We start from the raw sequence: 16,083 nt of genomic DNA on the forward strand, positions 1-16,083 counted from the left end.
CCTACTTCCTGAACTTCGCGAAGGGGGTGGGCATCGCCGTTCCCGTCGCCTTGGCCACCAGCCGGCCTTCCGCGTCGAACAGCTCGCCCTCGGTGAAGGCGATGGTCTTGCCCCATTTGACCACGCGGCCGACTCCACGAAGCTGGCCCGGCATGGCCGGCCGCAGGAAGCTGGTCTTCATCTCAAGGGTGGGGGCCACACAGGTCATGCCCGAAGTGACAAGGCAGGCCACCGACATGCATTCGTCCAGCATGACACAGACATAGCCGCCCTGGACCTGGCCCATGGGATTAGCCAGCAGGTCGGCGCGGGCGTCGAAGGTCACCTCGACCTCACGGTCGGCCTGGCTGACGCGGATAAGCCTGAAGCCTACCGTCTTCGAGCCCGAAGGCTGGTTGGTCGAGCGCTCGAACCGCTCGAGGATCGCCTCGTCGGTCAGGCTTTCTGGCGTGTCCGAGGCGACGTCGCTCACTTCTTTCGGAACTGGTCCAGGGAGACGACCTTGGGGCCGTCGTCATCGCCGCCGGTGCGGGGGGGCGCGTCGGGCTCGGACTTCGGAGCCTCGGGCACGTCGTCCACCTCGAACTGCAGCACGAACTGGCAGCTGGGGTCGTAGAAACGCGTGACGGCCGCATAGGGGACAACGAGGTTCTTGGGCTGGCCGCCGAACTTCAGCGTCACCGAGAACTGCTCGGGCGTGACTTCGAGGTCCCAATACTGATGCTGCAGGACGATGGTCATCTCGTCCGGGTACTTGCCCAGCAGGTCCTGTGGGCCTTCGACGCCGGGGGCCCGGCTCTTGAAGGTGATGTAGAAATGGTGGTGACCGGGCAGGCCATTGGGGTGGGCGGCGCGCTCCATGGCGCTCCGGATCACGCCGCGCAGCGCCTCCTGGGCCATGGCCTCATAGTGCATGAGGTCTTCGGGCGGCTTTTCCTGGGCCATTCTCGGTCACGATACAGAAGTTGAAAGCAGCGGCGAAACTAGCGCGTCAGTATGGCCGCGCAAGGCCGCTTTGACAAAAGCAGCCATGGCCCGGGAAGTTTCTGAAATCGCGGAAAAAAGGAAAGTGGGGAGGTTCTGTTGGCAGGCCCTCCCCGAGCCCCGCCTAAGGATCTGAACCCCTAGGACTTTAAGGTCGAAATCAACCTAGCGCTTACGCAGCCAGACGGACTTCTTCAGCGAAGTTATCGTTCGCATTTAGAAAATGGCCCGATGCGGCGGAACCATGCCGAGAGAAGGCAATCACCTTTACACGTCTGTCGATGCTGATCGGCCCCATGACATCCGGCGATAACTCCGGAAGGTTTTGGTGGAGCCGCCGGGAATCGCACCCGGGTCCAGTCCGCTTATTACGTGCGCGTTTATCTCCATAGTCAGAGCGAACCCTGACCCCCCCAATATAGGCAATCGCGCCCGCGATTGCACCCCCTTATGGGACTTTGGACGCCTCCAGCCGGCCGCTGGCGGCGATCAGGGCGTCATAGGCGCGGCGATCCGCCTCGAAGTCCGCACCGCGCGGAAACAGCACGTCGATTCGCGGATCACGCCCAAGGGCGGCGGCGACGAGAGGCGTCAGGATGTCTGCGATCTGGCCGATCTCCGCCCCGTCACACGCGCGACGCAGGTGGCGCGTCCGGTCTTGGGTCAGCAGCGTCACGTCCCACGATATTCCGTCGAGGCAGAGGCTGGCGATTGATCCCTGGCCGTCCAGAACCGTTACGCGGCGCGGGGCGTCCCAGGCGGGCAGAGCGGCCAGATTTCTATAGGGTTCGGCGGAAGCCAATTCCGCATCCACGCCTACACGTCGCCCGATCTCCGGCGAGCAGCAGCCCAGTCCCGCGCGCGCCTGGACGAAGGCGCGGCCGTCGCGGCGAACCGTGACGCGGATGACTGCCTGGCGGACGCTAAGGGATGGCCGCCGCCAGAGCTCGACCACCATCTCGCCTCGCTCGACGATCTGGGTCTGCAGGGGCTGCAGGCCCCAAAGGCGGTAGAGCAGGGGATCGACGCCGTTATCGATGGCGGGAAGGCTTTGGCCCTCGTCCAGCCGCCGGCCAGCCAGTGGCTCGCGTTCGGGCGAAGGGCGCTCGACCTTGGCGTTCCACCAGTCATTGGGATCGGGCCCAGGGGCAGGCTGAGCCTGAAGCAGAAGCGCGAGGGCGGCTGCGGTCAGGCTCACGGCGACTACATCCCCTCGGCGCCGCGCTCGATGGAGAGGACGCCGGTGCGCGAGAGTTCGACGAGGCCCAAGGGGCGCATCAGCTCCACGAAGCTGTCGATCTTGGTCGGCGCGCCGGTCAGCTCAAACACGAAGGACTCGGCCGTGGTGTCGATGACCTTGGCGCGGAAGATGTCGGAGACCCGAAGGGCTTCGACGCGCTCAGGTCCCGTGCCGCGCACCTTGACCAAGGCCAGCTCACGCTCGACCCCGTTGGGATCACGGGTCACGTCATGGACGCGGCGGACCGCGACCACCTTCTTCAGCTGCTGCTCGATCTGCTCGATCACGTGGCGCGTGCCGCGGGTCACCACGGTGATGCGGCTGGTGTGGGCCTTGCGGTCCGTCTCGGCGACGGTGAGGCTTTCGATGTTGTAACCCCGGGCGGCGAACAGGCCGACCAAGCGATGCAGCACCCCCGGCTCGTTGTCCACGAGCAGGGCGAAGGTGGCGGTGTACTCGGCCGCGTCGGCGGTCACGAGGTCATAGGCGGAGGCGGGCGTAAGATCGCTTGGCATGCGCTTCCTTAAACCAGACGTCGGCCGGCTTCGTCGATGACCTTGGTCATGTCGAGGTCGGCGTCGTCGGGCAGGATCATTTCATTGTGCGCCTTGCCGGAGGGGATCATCGGCAGGCAGTTCTCATGCTTCTCGACGCGGCAATCGACGATCACCGGGCCGGGCGTGTCGATCATCCGCTGGATCGCGGCGTCCAGATCGGCCGGATCATCGACCCGGATGCCGGTGGCGCCATAGGCTTCCGCCAGCTTCACGAAGTCGGGCAGGCTGTCGGAATAGGAGTGGCTGTACCGCTCGCCGTGCAGCAGTTGCTGCCACTGGCGGACCATGCCCATCCATTCGTTGTTGAGGATGAATATCTTCACCGGCGTGCCGTACTGGATGGCCGTCGACATCTCCTGGATGCACATCTGGATCGAGGCTTCGCCCGCGATGTCGATGACCAGGCTTTCGGGGAAGGCCATTTGCACGCCAATGGCGGCCGGCAGGCCGTAGCCCATGGTGCCCGCGCCGCCAGAGGTCATCCAGCGGTTTGGTTCCTGGAAGCGGAAGTACTGGGCGGCCCACATCTGGTGCTGGCCGACCTCGGTGGTGATGCGCACGTCGCGGCCCTTGGTCAGCTCGTACAGGCGCTCGACGGCCTGCTGCGGCTTGATGACCTTGTCGGAGGCGCGATAGCGCAGGCACTGGCGGGCGCGCCAGCCGTCGATTTGCCGCCACCAGTCATCCAGGGCGTTGCGGTTGGCCTCATGACCGCCCGACTTCCAGGCGGCGATCATGTCCTCGAGAACCGTGGCGCAGTCGCCGATGACCGGGATGTCGACGCGGACGTTCTTGTTGATCGAGGACGGGTCGATATCGATGTGGATCTTCTTGGAGCCAGGCGAGAAGGCGTCCAGCCGCCCGGTGACCCGGTCGTCGAAGCGCGCTCCGACGCAGATCATCACGTCGCAGTCGTGCATGGCGTTGTTGGATTCATAGGTTCCATGCATGCCGACCATGCCCAGCCACGCCGGGTCCGAGGCTGGAAAGGCGCCCAGGCCCATCAGGGTCGATGTGACCGGCGCGCCGGTCAGGGCCGCGAACTCTCGCAGCAGGGCGCTGGCCTTCGGCCCCGAATTGATGACGCCGCCGCCGGTATAGAGGATCGGTTGACGGGCCCCGGCGATCAGGCGAACCGCATCGGCGATGCGGCCGGCGTCGGCGCGGATGCGCGGCTCATAGCCATGGACCGGCTCGACCTCTTCGGGACCATAGTAGTCGGCGCGAGCGAACTGGACGTCCTTGGGGATGTCGATCAGCACCGGGCCCGGCCGGCCCGTGGTGGCGATGGTGAAGGCCTCGTGGATCACGCGCGGCAGTTCCGACGCGCTCTTGACCAGATAGTTGTGCTTGGTGATCGAGCGGGTGATGCCGACGGTGTCGGCTTCCTGGAAGGCGTCGGTGCCGATCAGATGCGTGGGGACCTGGCCGGTGATGATCACCATCGGGATGGAATCCATCAGGGCATCCAGGATGCCGGTCACCGCATTGGTCGCGCCGGGGCCCGAGGTGACAAGGCAAACGCCCGGCTTGCCGGACGAGCGGGCGTAGCCTTCCGCCGCGTGGGTCGCGCCCTGTTCGTGGCGGACCAGCACGTGTTGCAGGCGCGGCTCGTGGAACAGCGCGTCATAGATCGGCAGCACCGCGCCACCGGGATAACCGAACAGGGTCGAAACGCCCTGATCGACCAGGGCGCGGACGACGATCTCGGCGCCGGTCATAGAGCGGTCTGTCGTGTCAGCCGGTTTGGCGGGTTGCAGGGTCTGGGCGGTCATCTTGGCGGTCCGGAAAACGGGGTGACGGATTAGAAAAAGAAAAAGGCCCCAGAGGGGCCCTTGTGCGCGCGACCTAACTTCGTCGCGATCCTTTTGAGGGGATCACGTCGATGTCGGTCGCCTTGTAAGTACGATCTTCAGGTCGCGCACGAGTTGTTGCTCCAAATCCACGACCGAGGAATGCCATGCCCTTTAATGGGCGTCAAGCACGTGTTTGAGCAATAAACTGCCCCCATTGATCATTTTGCGTGACGGCGTCGATGCGGGGCCAGTCGGGGGTCTGGTTCCGGAACCAGGTCAACTGGCGCTTGGCGTAGCGGCGCGTCTCCATCTGCGCGGCCGATAGGGCTTCGGCCAGGGAGATTTCACCCCTCAGATGCGCCGATAGTTCGCGAAAACCGACCGCCTTGAGAGCCGGAAGCGCGGGATCGAGCCCCCGGGCGTCCAGCGCGGCCACCTCATCCAGCGCGCCTTGAGCGACCATCGCCTCAAGTCGCAGGTCGCAGCGAGCGTAGAGCGCTTCGCGGTCGGGTTCGAGAACCACGCCCTGCCAGGCGTCGGCGAGAATCGGCGGGCTGGTGTCCGCCTGCCATTCGGACAGAGGACGGCGGGTGACCGTCGCGACGGCGTGCGCCCGGACCAGGCGCTGGCGGTCAGCGGGGGCGATCCGCGCCTCCGCCACAGGATCTAAGGCGCGCAACTCCGCCCGGAACGCTTCCTCCCCGATGGTGTCGAACCGCTCACCCGCAGCGTCGCGTTCAGCGTCGGGCACAGGCGGGATCTCCGCCAGGCCGTGGGTCAGGGCGCGGAAATAGAGTCCGGTGCCGCCAACGACCACCGCCGGGCGGCCTCGCGCGGCGATATCGGCCAGGACCTTGAGCGCCGTCTCCTGCCAGCGGCCGACTGACCAGCCTTCGGCGGAATCAACCACGCCGAACAGGTGGTGCGGGGCCAGAGCCTCTACCTCTTCGGATGGACGGGCGGTCAGCAGATGCAGGTCGGAATAGATCTGCATGGAGTCGGCGTTGACGATCTCGGCGCCGGTTTCCTGCGCCAGGCGGAGGGCCAGGGCGGACTTGCCGCTTGCGGTGGGTCCGGCGATCAGCCACATGCGGGGCTCCATGCTATTCGCCGTCACGCTCGTCAGCTCCGATCCGGACGCGCTTTCCGCCGGGACCCATGCGGTCGCAGGCCTGAACGCCGTCGTCAAGGAAACCGCACGCCTTGGCCCCCAGGCCGAGGACTTGATCGTGGAGGCGACCGACCGCGTCACGCTCCGCGCCGAGGCGGAGGCGGCCGTGGCTCATCTACCGGTCGATGTCTGCGTCCAGCCGACCGAGGGCCGCCGCAAGCGCCTGCTGGTGGCGGACATGGACTCGACCATCATCGGCTGTGAATGCATCGACGAACTGGCCGACTATGCGGGTGTGAAGGCGCAGATCGCCGAGATCACCGAACGCGCCATGCGCGGCGAGCTGGCCTTCGAGGGCGCGCTGCGCGAACGGGTCAGCATGCTGAAGGGCCTGAACCGCTCGGCCCTTCAGACCTGCTTCGACGAGCGGGTGAGCCTGAACCCCGGCGCCGAGGTGCTGGTGAAGACCATGGCCGCGCACGGCGCGCGCTGCGTACTGGTCTCGGGAGGCTTCACCTTCTTCACCGACCGCGTAGCGATCGCGGCGGGCTTCCATGACAACCGCGCCAACACCCTGCTTGAGGATGGTGATGTGCTGTCGGGTCTGGTGGGCGAGCCGATCCTGGGCCGCCAAGCCAAGCTGACCGCCTTGCGGGAAGAGGCCGCGGCCCTGGGCGTCACCCCCGCAGAAGCCCTGGCCATCGGCGACGGCGCCAACGACCTGGCGATGATCGAGGCCGCGGGCCTGGGCGTCGCCTATCGCGCGAAGCCCGTGGTCGCCGCCCAGGCTGACGCCCGGGTTGATCACGCCGACCTGACCGCCATGCTCTACTTCCAGGGCTACCGCGCCGAGGAGTTCTTCGCCTGATGCCCTTTCCCCGCCGCATCGAAGCTGTCGTTTTCGACATGGACGGCCTGCTGATCGATACCGAGACGGTCTATGCCGCGGGCATGGAGGCGGTGGGCAAGGAGTTTGGCGTCGATATCAACCGCGGCGTCTATTGCTCGATGATCGGCCACACCCACGCGGTATGCACCGACATCCTACGGGATCTGTATGGCCGGGATTTCTCGACCGACGCCTTTTGGGCGCGGGCCTGGAGCGAGATCGAAGGTTTGCTGCAGGTACAGCTTCAGCTGAAGACCGGGGTGATCGAACTTCTCGACCACCTGGACGAACTGAACATGCCGCGCGCTATCGCCACGTCCAACGGACCGTTGCAGGTCGAGGGATATCTGGGCCGGCTGGGTGTGCGTGAACGCTTCCACGCCACAGTGACTGGGCCCGAGGTCGTCAACAAGAAGCCGCATCCGGAGCCGTACCTGACCGCCGCCGCGCGGCTGGGTATCGATCCGCTGCATTGCTTGGCGCTGGAGGACTCGCATGCGGGGGTCACCGCCGCTCACGGGGCGGGGATGATGACCGTGATGGTGCCCGACCTGCTGGACGCCAATGAGGACGCCCGGACCAAGTGCGTCCACATCGCCGACAGCCTGCACCACGTGCTGGACCTGCTGAAGCGGGCGGCCTGACGAAGAAAACCCTCCCCCGCATGGCGGAGGAGGGCTCATCAGGTTGGTCTGCGGGAAGCGGTTATTGGCCGCTCGGACCGCGTTCGAAGTACTTGAAGAAGGCGCTGTCAGGCGACAGCACCAGGGTTGCGTCGCCATTGGCCAGCGACGCTTCATAGGCCTGCATCGACCGGTAGAAGGCCGCGAAGCTGGCGTCTCGGCCGAAGCTGGAGGCGAACAGTTCGGCGCGGCGGGCGTCGCCCTCACCTCGGATCTTTTCGGACTCCTCGGTGGCGGTGGCGATGATCTCGCGCTTCTGCTGTTCGCCGACGGCGCGGATCTGGGCCGCTTCCTGCTGTCGGGCGGTCTGCATGCGTTCATAGACCGCCTTCTGGTTGGCTTCGGGCAGGTCGGCGCGCTTGATACGGACGTCCACCACCTGCAGGCCGAGTTTGGAGGCGGCGGCCTGACGGATCACGACGTCGCGGGTCATGCGGGTCAATTCCGGACGACGGCGGGAGATGATGTCCTCCGACGTGGCCGAGCCCAGAGTCTGGCGCAGGGTGGCGTTGACCAGCCGCTCCAGACGGTCGGCCGCCACGCGTTCATCGCGCAGGGTGCGGTAGAACTGCAGCGGATCGTTGATCTGGTAGCGGATGTAGGCGTCCACGACCAAACGCTCCTGGTTGGCGGTGATGACTTCGCCCTGTTCGGCGTCTAGCGACAGGTTGCGCTTGTCGAACATGACGATGTTCTCAAGGAACGGCGCCTTGAGCTTCAAACCCGGGTCGGTGACCACGCGAACCGGCTCACCAAAGCGGATGACAAGCGCCTGCTGGCGCTGGTCGATCTGGTAGATGCTGTTGCCGAGGACGATGAGAGCGACCACGACGACGGCGGCGATGGCGACGAGATTACGGTTCATTGGCCGCTCCTCGCGGCGGGAGCCGCGGTACGTGGGCGGAAGACGTCAGGCGGCAGGACGACCGGGCCGCTGCCCTTGGTGTCCAGGATGACCTTGTTGGAGTTGGCCAGCACGCGCTGCATGGTTTCGATATAGAGGCGCTCGCGGGTCACGCCCGGGGCCAGGCGGTACTGTTCGTACACCTGGTTGAAGCGGGCGGCCTCACCGGCGGCTTCGCGCACGACTTGCTCGCGATAGCCGATGGCGGCCTGGATCACCTTTGCCGCTTCGCCGCGGGCTACGTTGGCGGCGGATTCGGCGTTCTGGCCGGCGGCGGCCACGTCGCGGAAGGCGTCGATGACGTCGATCGGCGGGTTGGCGTTACGGATCTGTACGCCGTCGATGAACACGCCAGCGTCGTAGCGGTCGAGGACCGACTGCATCAGCTGGGCGGCCTGTTCCTGGACCTGGCCACGGGCGGTGGTCAGGACGGGCTGCAGGGCCGTGCGGCCGACCACTTCGCGCATGGCGCTTTCGGCGACGGCTTTGACCGTGGCGTCGGGGTCGCGGACGTTGAACAGGTACTTGGAGGCGTCGGCGACGCGCCACTGAACCGAGAAGTCCAGATCAACGATGTTCTCGTCGCCGGTCAGCATCAGGCTTTCTTCCGGCACGTCAGCGCCTTCCAGGCCGCCCACGTCGATACGGTTCAGGGTGGTGACGGAGACCTTCTCCACCGCCTCCACCGGCCAGGGCAGGTGATAGCCCGCGCCCGAACCCGTTGTGCGCGAATAGGCGCCGAAGGTGGTCACGACCGCCTGTTCGTCCGGCTGCACGAAATAGACGCCGGTCGCCAGGTAAAGAATCGCTGCGCCCGCTACCACGGTTCCGACCGCGCGTGGGCGAACCTTGCCATTGCGGTCGGTGAAGAATTCCCGCAGGCGAGCGTTCAGCCGATCCAGCGCTTCGCTCAGATCCGGCCCAGGCGGGGGCGGCTTGCGGGGACCCCTGGGTCCCCCGGGTCGACCGCCCGAGGGACGCTGGGCCTTGTCGTCGCGGGTTTCCTTGCCGTCTTCCGGCTGGGGCGCGCCCCAGGGACCTGGCTTGCCGGGCCCGGAGCCCGAACCTGAATTAGAATTGTCGTTCCAAGGCATAAGGTCGCGTCGTCTCTTTCATTAATTCGGCGCGGCCGCTGGTAAGCCCGAGGCGGGCTTGTAAACCGGCGCTGTCCTGCGGATATGAGACCCCCATCGCCGCAAAGCAAGCCGATCAGATATGGATCACTCTCAAACCACCACCCGGGACGCCGCATTTTCGGCGCTGAACGGGATACTCGATCCAAAGACTGGACGTGGTCTGGCCGACGCAGGGCGGGTGCAAGGACTGGTGGTGCGGGACGGTCGCGCCGGCTTTGTGCTGGAGGTTACGGCTGCGGACGCCGCCGCCTACGCTCCGGTGCGCGAGGCGGCCGAGAAGCTGCTGGCGGGCCTTCCGGGGGTCACGACAGCCCAGGTCGTGCTGACCGCTGCGGCTGAAAGCGGAACCGAGCGTGTGCGAAAGGGCGCAGCCCGCGTGGCCGCTGATCCGCAGGCCCAGGCCGCCCCGCCGCCGTCCGCCGAAAAGCCCGCCCATGTCCGCCACGTGATCGCCGTGGCCAGCGGCAAGGGCGGGGTGGGTAAATCCACCGTGTCGGTGAATCTCGCCTGCGCCTTTGCGAAACTGGGCCTGCGCACCGGCCTGCTGGACGCCGATGTCTATGGTCCGTCGGCCCCCACCATGATGGGCGTCGATGGTGAGCCGGTGTTCGTCGACAAGAAGCTGCAACCGTTGGAAGCCCATGGCGTGAAGCTGATGTCGATCGGCTTCATGGTCGATCCCGGCCAGGCGATGATCTGGCGCGGACCCATGGCCTCGTCGGCGGTGCGCCAGATGATCCAGGACGTGGCCTGGGGTTCGGAGGCTGAGCCGCTGGACGTGCTGGTGGTCGACCTGCCGCCGGGCACGGGCGACATCCAGCTGACCCTGATCCAGAAGCTGTCCATTGACGGGGTGGTCATCGTCTCGACCCCGCAGGAGATCGCCCTAATCGATGCGCGGCGCGCGGCCGAGATGTTCCGCAAGACCGCCACCCCGATCCTGGGCGTGGTCGAGAACATGGCGTTCTTCGCCGATCCCTCGACCGGCGCGCCCATTCCCATTTTCGGTACGGGCGGCGGGCAGGCCGAGGCCGATCGCCTGGGCGTGCCGCTGCTGGGCCAGGTCCCCATCGAGATCGCCCTGCGCGAGGCAGGCGACATCGGCGTGCCTCTCACGTCCGGCCAAAACGAAAGCGCCGCCGCCAGGGCTTTCCTGACGGCGGCGCAGACGCTTGCAAAAGGCTTCGGCTAGACGATCAGAACGTCCAGCGAGCGCCGGCTGACATGACCACGCCGCTACCTTCGGCCTTGCCGCGCAGGGCGATCGGGGTCGCCAACGGCGTGCCGCCAAAGACCACGTCGTCGCGTACGATGTCGGCTTCGTCGAAGGCGATATAGGCGCCAGCGATGTCCAGCTTCAGGTTCTCACGCAGGTTGATGGTCGCGCCGGCGGCGTAGAGCCAGCGGTCGCCGTCCGGCACGCGGGCGGTGCGGCCGATGTCCGGGGTAGGGGTCGGGTCGTACTGGACGCCCGCGCGGACGGTCAGCTTCTCGTTGACGTCGTAGTCGAAGCCGACGCCGCCGCTGGTGACGTCCTTGTAGTTCTGTTCGCTGACGAAGCCGCCGCCGGCGTAGGTCACGCGGATGGCGTCGAACTCGCCCCAGCCGATGCGCTGGGCCTGGGCGTTCAGGGTCAGCCGGTCGGTCACGGCCCAGCGGGCGCCCAGGGTGGCGATCCAGGGCGTGGTGATCTTGGCCGTGCCGTCGGCGTCCATATTGGCGGCGCTGGCCGGGGCCAGCAGGCCGCTGACCACCACCGAGCCGTCCAGGCTGTGATCGATTTCCGAACGATACGAAGCGCCCACCGTCAGCTTGTCGCTGGCGTGCAATTGCACACCGGCGTTCCAGCCGAAGTCCCAGCCGTCGCCGGTCAGTTCCGAGCGGCCGTCGGGCTGCAGCGGCGAGACGTTCGGATAGGCCGAGGTCAGGGTGGCGTCGGCATATACGGCGTTGACGCCCACGCCCACGTCCAGCCAGTCGGCGAGGCGATAGGCGGCGGTGCCCTGGATGTTGGCGGTCATCAGGCGCGACTTCAGGGCGTCGTAGCGGGTGAAGCTCGTACCCGAATAGGCGGTGGTGAAGTTGTAGGGCGCATAGGTCGAGACGCCGAGGGCCAGGCGGTCGGTGACGCGGAAGGCGCCCGACAGGTTGGGAACGATGCCGCCCTTGATCGGATCATAGGCGCGCTCGTCACCGCCGACAGGCAGGACCGGAACGCCCGGAGCCACGCGATCGATGGTCGAGCCGGTGTTGGACACTTCGGAATCGACCATGACCAGGCTCATGCCGCCATAGACTTCGTTGTTCTGGATGCCGGCGATGGCGGCGGGGTTCCACCACAGGCTGGCGGCGCCGCGATCGGCCACTTCGCCCGAATAGGCGCGGCCGGTGCCGCGGACCGATTGTTCTTGGAGGTAGAAGCCGGCGGCGGACGCCTGGCTGGCGGCGACGAGGGCGGCGCTGGCGACGCCGAGCGCGAGGATAAGCTTGCGGGAGGACATGGGGGAGAACCTTGAAGACAGCCGTGGGGGAGACGGCGGGACGGCCCTCTAACGTATGTTTGTCCTGACTGTTGCCGTTGAAAGGGGCGCTCCGTCGCCAAGACGACGGAGCGTTGCCTAAACGTCACAAATGCATGGGTGTCAAAAACCCTCGATTTGGCAAATCGAGGGTTTGTCTGGTCAGCCGCCGGCCATTTTGCGGAAGAATTTCTGCCCTTGCTCGCCGCCGGCGAAATAGGGCTTCTGGCCCGTCTCGTCGCTGATCTGGCCCCAACTGTCGCGGACTTCCTCGGCCGAGAGACCATTCTCGCCCAGATAGACGCCTTCGGTCTCGTAGATGCGCGACAGGGCGAAGGCGCCAGCGCCGGCTGTCAGGATCGCGCCGGTCGGCGCTTCGTCGGAAGCCAGATAGATCACGCCGGGGGTGACATATTCGGGCTTCAGCTTCTCCAGCACTTCCGGCGGCATCAGGCCTTCGGTCATGCGGGTAGCCGCCACGGGGCTGATGGCGTTGACGTGGACGCCGTTCTTCTGGCCCTCGAGCTTGATGGTGTTCATGAAGCCGACGATGCCCAGCTTGGCCGCGCCGTAGTTGGACTGCCCGAAGTTGCCGTACAGGCCCGACGACGAGGTGGTGACCACGATACGCCCGTAGTTCTGGGCCTTCATGATCTCCCACACGGCCTTCACCGGCTTGACCGTGCCCATCAGGTGGACGTTCAGCACGAACTCGAAGTCGGGCATGTCCATCTTCGAGAAGGACTTGTCGCGCAGGACTCCGGCGTTGGCGATCAGGATGTCGATGCGGCCCCATTGATCCATGGCCTGCTTGACCATCAGGGCCACGCCCGCGTCGTCGGTGACGGACGAGCCGTTGGCGATGGCCTCGCCGCCCAGCGCCTTGATCTCCTCAACCACCTTCATGGCGGCCTCGGACGAGCCGCCCGAACCGTCCATGGAGCCCCCGAGATCGTTGACCACGACCTTTGCGCCGCGGCGAGCCAGCTCCAGCGCATGCTGGCGGCCCAGACCGCCGCCCGCGCCCGTTACGATCGCCACCTTGCCGTCGAAGCGGATGTCCGCCATGCCCGTCGCTCCTCAAACGCTTGTTTTGTAGAGGGCGTTGTGCGGCGCGGCGCGAGGGTCGTCAAGCGGCGGCTGAACCAAACAAAAACGCCGCCTGGAGGGCCAGGCGGCGTTCGAGATCATGTTTTTGCGGAGCTTCAGCTCTTCTGTTGTGTCTCGGCCGGCGGAGCCGCGCGCTTGGCGCCCGCGACCTGGCCCGGCTTCATGAACTTCACCAGCACGCGCTGACCGATCAGGAAGGGCGCGCCGTCGGCGGTGACCACCGTCTCGACCACGCGCTCGTCGGTGCGCTCGGACGGATCGTCGGACTGCAGTTTGCGTGCGCCGAACATGGCCGAGCGGCGGATGACCTTGCCGGTGAAGACCTTGGTGGGATCTGATTCCAGGCTGATCTCGACCGGCTGGCCGATGAACACGCCCGTGACAGAGGCTTCGGCGATTTCCGCGCGGATGATGCGCGGGCTCTTGGGCTCCAGGTCGAACATCGGGGTGACGTTCAGGGTCGAGGCACCGGCGCCGGGATTGGCGTAGCGGCGCACGATCACGCCGTCGGCCGGGGCCCGGATGTTGGTCATTTCCAGGTTGAATTCGGCCTGACGCAGGGCGGCTTCGGCGGTGGCGATACTGGCGCGCTGGGCGGCCAGGCTCGCCTCGGCCGAGGCGATCGCGTCACGGGCCGTGTCCAGGCGCTGGCCGGCCACGAAGTTGGAGGCGGACAGGTTCTGCAGGCGCTGGGCTTCGCGGCGGGCGGTGCGCAGCTGGACCTCCAAAAGGGCGATCTGGGCGCGGCTCTGGGCGACGTCTGCCCGGGCGCGGTTGACGGCCAGGATGGAGTCCTCGTCCTGCTGGCGAGCGAGGATCTGGCCCTTGGCGACCGTCGCGCCTTCCTGGACCAGGACTTCGCTGACGATGCCCTGACGGCGGGCTGCCACCTGGATGATGCCGCCCTCGACGTCGGCCTTGCCGTTGGCGATCGCGGCGTAGGGGCTTTCCGGAGCCTTCTTGGCTTCAGCGGCGGCCTTTTCCTTCTTGGCGTTGGCGTTGGCCATCATGAAGGCGCCGCCCCCGCCGAGGATGACCACGGCGGCGGTGACGAGCCAGAAGGAACGGCGGCGAAGAAACGCGGGCATGGTCTTAGGCTCCGATCAGGTTGGCGCCGTGGCCGGTCTTCGGCGCTTCGGCATTGGAAGTGCGGCTGTCGCTCAGGATCAGGCCGTCTTCGATGTGGATGATGCGGTCGGCGAAGGCTTCCAGGCGCGGGTCGTGCGTGACGCAGATCACCGCTGCTCCATGTTCCTTGGCCGCCCGTTGCAAAAGCTTGGTGACGATCTGACCGTTCTCGCCGTCGAGGGCGGAGGTGGGTTCGTCGGCGAACAAAAGGCGCGGACGCTTGGCCAGGGCGCGGGCGATGGCCACCCGCTGCTTCTCCCCGCCCGACAGTTCCGACGGACGCTGATTCAGGCGATGGCCAAGACCGACCTCGGTCAGGGCTTCCTTGGCGCGCTCGTGAGCTTCGCCAGGAGGAACACCCTGGTACTTCAGGACCGTGGTCACCTGCTGCAGGGCCGAGAGAGCCGCGAACAGGTTGAAGCCCTGGAAGATGAACCCACAGTTGTCGAGACGGAACTTGTCCAGCTTGGTAGGCGTCAGACCTTTTATGTTGGGCGAGGGACCGTCACGTTCCTCCACCCACTTCTCCGCCGGCCCCCACATGTTGACGCCCAGGGCTTCGACGCGGCCGCCGTCCGGCCGCAGCAGGCCCGACAGGTTGGCCACCAGGGTCGATTTGCCCGAACCCGAGGGGCCCATGACCATGGTCACTTCGCCCAGCAGGGCTTCGAAATCGACACCCTTGAGGACCTCGATGTAGGAGCGGCCGGTCTTGAACCGCTTGCGCAGTCCGCTGGCCTTGACGGCATAGGTTGGCTTGGGCGCGCTCATCGCAGCAGGTCCGCAGGTTGGCTCTTCTTGAGGATGCCCAGGGCCATCAGGCCGGACAGCATCGCGATCGAGACGAGGAAGATGGCGACCATGGTGATCATGCCGATCGGGAAGGACATCGGCAGACCGCCGGCGTTGGCCAGCATGGCCACTCCGAAGGTCATCAGGGCCGTGGCGCCCAGACCGGCGATGCCGACCCAGAACGAGAGCTCCAGGACGATGATCCGGAGCGAGCCCATGGACACACCCAGGGCGCGCAGGGAGGCGAACTCCTTAATGTTGGCCAGGATCGCGCCGCGCAGGGTCTGAGAGGTGATGCCGACCCCGATCAGCAGGCCGACGAACAGCGAGAAAGCCAGCATGATGCCGATGATCTGCTCCTTGAGCAGAGCGCCCTGGTTGGCTTCGCTCAGTTCAGCCCGCGTCCAGACGCGGTAGGCCTCGTTGGCGTTGGCGTTCAACTGGTCCCGGATGGCGATGGCTTGCGCCGGATCGCCGATCCGGACCATCAGCGGGCCGGTGCGATCGGCGCGGCCGCTCATTCCCAGCTTGCGCATCGAGTCGCGGGACATGAACACCATGGGCGAGTTCATGTTGGGATAGTTGTCGAGCACGGCGACGATGCGGACGGTCTGGCCGTTGATCGAGGCCCGGTCGCCGAGTTTGACGCCCAGGCGCGCCAGGGCGCTCTTGTCCACCGCCACGCCCTTGGGCTCCAGCAGCGCGACGCGCAGGTCCTCATCGAAATCGGTGGGCAGGGTGACGGCGTCGGGCCAGGTGTCCACCGCGTAGGTCTGGATGAACTCGCGCTTGCGCTTCTTGCCCGGGCCGGGGTCGTTCTGCCACATGCCGCCGTTGACCATCAGGTCCCCGACATCAACCACGGCCGGATTGGTGTAGAGCGCAGGCTTGATGCGGGCCGGCAGGCCCGCGCCGCCGTTCATCAGGCTTTCGGCCTTGGGGCCGAGCACGATGAGGTCGCCGCGAGAGCGGTCGATGTTGGCTGTGAACGCCTTGCCGATGCCCATGAACATGCCGACCTGGGCAAGCACGAGCAGGCCCGAGAAGGCGAGTGCGATGACCGCCGCCAAGTAGCGCCGCCATTCGTAGATCAAAGTCGCTAGGGCCAGGGACATGGGCCGGCTGAACTCCCCCAAAGATTGCGCCAAGCAATGTGCGCGAGGGGCGTCGGAACCAAGTTAAATCGGGGTAAGGCGAGCGTTGTTCGCCTTACAAATTCGTCATGCAAAACGTG

General features: G+C 66.3%; 16 protein-coding genes and 1 other RNA gene. 3 read left to right on the top strand and 14 right to left on the bottom strand.

Annotated elements, in window-relative coordinates:
- Position 1 precedes the first annotated feature (1 nt).
- The 7 genes from O5K31_RS04805 to miaA all read right to left on the bottom strand — a co-directional run bounded on the left by O5K31_RS04805 (position 2) and on the right by miaA (position 5,679).
- The gene (locus tag O5K31_RS04805) at positions 2-472 is read right to left on the bottom strand and encodes a PaaI family thioesterase (protein ID WP_269716185.1); all 471 of its coding nucleotides are present in this window, start codon (positions 470-472) and stop codon (positions 2-4) included.
- A complete protein-coding gene (locus O5K31_RS04810) occupies positions 469-945 on the bottom strand; it encodes an SspB family protein (RefSeq protein WP_269716186.1) in 477 nt (158 codons plus the stop codon). The genes O5K31_RS04805 and O5K31_RS04810 overlap by 4 nt, the downstream gene beginning before the upstream one ends.
- Before the next feature lie 123 nt (positions 946-1,068).
- Positions 1,069-1,432, bottom strand: a transfer-messenger RNA (tmRNA) gene (gene ssrA / locus O5K31_RS04815).
- Positions 1,433-2,182, bottom strand: coding sequence for a hypothetical protein (locus O5K31_RS04820; protein ID WP_269716187.1), 750 nt, complete (start codon positions 2,180-2,182; stop codon positions 1,433-1,435).
- Between the two features lie 5 nt (positions 2,183-2,187).
- The gene (gene ilvN / locus O5K31_RS04825) at positions 2,188-2,739 is read right to left on the bottom strand and encodes an acetolactate synthase small subunit (RefSeq protein ID WP_269716188.1); all 552 of its coding nucleotides are present in this window, start codon (positions 2,737-2,739) and stop codon (positions 2,188-2,190) included.
- Positions 2,740-2,747: 8 nt separating this feature from the next.
- Positions 2,748-4,556 (bottom strand): acetolactate synthase 3 large subunit, encoded by a 1,809-nt coding sequence (locus tag O5K31_RS04830; RefSeq protein ID WP_269716189.1) that lies wholly within the window; start codon positions 4,554-4,556, stop codon positions 2,748-2,750.
- A gap of 202 nt (positions 4,557-4,758) precedes the next feature.
- The gene (gene miaA, locus O5K31_RS04835) at positions 4,759-5,679 is read right to left on the bottom strand and encodes a tRNA (adenosine(37)-N6)-dimethylallyltransferase MiaA (protein WP_269716190.1); all 921 of its coding nucleotides are present in this window, start codon (positions 5,677-5,679) and stop codon (positions 4,759-4,761) included.
- On the opposite strand from miaA, the gene serB reads away from it, so the two are divergent.
- Together serB and O5K31_RS04845 are read left to right on the top strand one after the other, a co-directional pair.
- On the top strand, positions 5,678-6,556 hold the full coding sequence (gene serB, locus O5K31_RS04840) for a phosphoserine phosphatase SerB (RefSeq protein ID WP_269716191.1): 879 nt from the start codon (positions 5,678-5,680) through the stop codon (positions 6,554-6,556). The genes miaA and serB overlap by 2 nt on opposite strands.
- Positions 6,556-7,221 (top strand): HAD family hydrolase, encoded by a 666-nt coding sequence (locus tag O5K31_RS04845; protein WP_269716192.1) that lies wholly within the window; start codon positions 6,556-6,558, stop codon positions 7,219-7,221. The genes serB and O5K31_RS04845 overlap by 1 nt, the downstream gene beginning before the upstream one ends.
- A 61-nt stretch (positions 7,222-7,282) precedes the next feature.
- On the opposite strand, the gene hflC is transcribed toward O5K31_RS04845, so the two are convergent.
- Together hflC and hflK are read right to left on the bottom strand one after the other, a co-directional pair.
- Positions 7,283-8,125 (bottom strand): protease modulator HflC, encoded by an 843-nt coding sequence (gene hflC / locus O5K31_RS04850; protein ID WP_269716193.1) that lies wholly within the window; start codon positions 8,123-8,125, stop codon positions 7,283-7,285.
- Positions 8,122-9,258: an FtsH protease activity modulator HflK gene (gene hflK, locus O5K31_RS04855; RefSeq protein ID WP_269716194.1), complete on the bottom strand. Its 1,137-nt coding sequence runs from the start codon at positions 9,256-9,258 to the stop codon at positions 8,122-8,124. Before hflK ends, hflC begins: the two co-directional genes overlap by 4 nt.
- 121 nt (positions 9,259-9,379) lie before the next feature.
- Here hflK and O5K31_RS04860 point away from each other — a divergent pair, with 121 nt between their 5' ends.
- On the top strand, positions 9,380-10,492 hold the full coding sequence (locus O5K31_RS04860; protein WP_269716195.1) for an Mrp/NBP35 family ATP-binding protein: 1,113 nt from the start codon (positions 9,380-9,382) through the stop codon (positions 10,490-10,492).
- A gap of 4 nt (positions 10,493-10,496) precedes the next feature.
- Here the strand turns inward: O5K31_RS04860 and O5K31_RS04865 are convergent, their stop codons facing one another.
- From O5K31_RS04865 to O5K31_RS04885, 5 genes are all read right to left on the bottom strand, one after another.
- Positions 10,497-11,801: an OmpP1/FadL family transporter gene (locus O5K31_RS04865; RefSeq protein WP_269716196.1), complete on the bottom strand. Its 1,305-nt coding sequence runs from the start codon at positions 11,799-11,801 to the stop codon at positions 10,497-10,499.
- Positions 11,802-11,981: 180 nt separating this feature from the next.
- Positions 11,982-12,887, bottom strand: a complete 906-nt coding sequence (locus O5K31_RS04870) for an SDR family NAD(P)-dependent oxidoreductase (protein WP_269716197.1) — start codon at positions 12,885-12,887, stop codon at positions 11,982-11,984.
- A gap of 137 nt (positions 12,888-13,024) precedes the next feature.
- Positions 13,025-14,017, bottom strand: coding sequence for an HlyD family secretion protein (locus tag O5K31_RS04875; protein WP_269716198.1), 993 nt, complete (start codon positions 14,015-14,017; stop codon positions 13,025-13,027).
- A gap of 4 nt (positions 14,018-14,021) precedes the next feature.
- On the bottom strand, positions 14,022-14,828 hold the full coding sequence (locus tag O5K31_RS04880; protein ID WP_269716199.1) for an ABC transporter ATP-binding protein: 807 nt from the start codon (positions 14,826-14,828) through the stop codon (positions 14,022-14,024).
- A complete protein-coding gene (locus O5K31_RS04885) occupies positions 14,825-15,964 on the bottom strand; it encodes an ABC transporter permease (RefSeq protein WP_269716200.1) in 1,140 nt (379 codons plus the stop codon). The genes O5K31_RS04880 and O5K31_RS04885 overlap by 4 nt, the downstream gene beginning before the upstream one ends.
- Positions 15,965-16,083 lie beyond the last annotated feature (119 nt).

Source organism: Caulobacter sp. NIBR2454, assembly GCF_027474405.1.
In the GTDB taxonomy this organism is placed as follows: Bacteria; Pseudomonadota; Alphaproteobacteria; order Caulobacterales; family Caulobacteraceae; genus Caulobacter.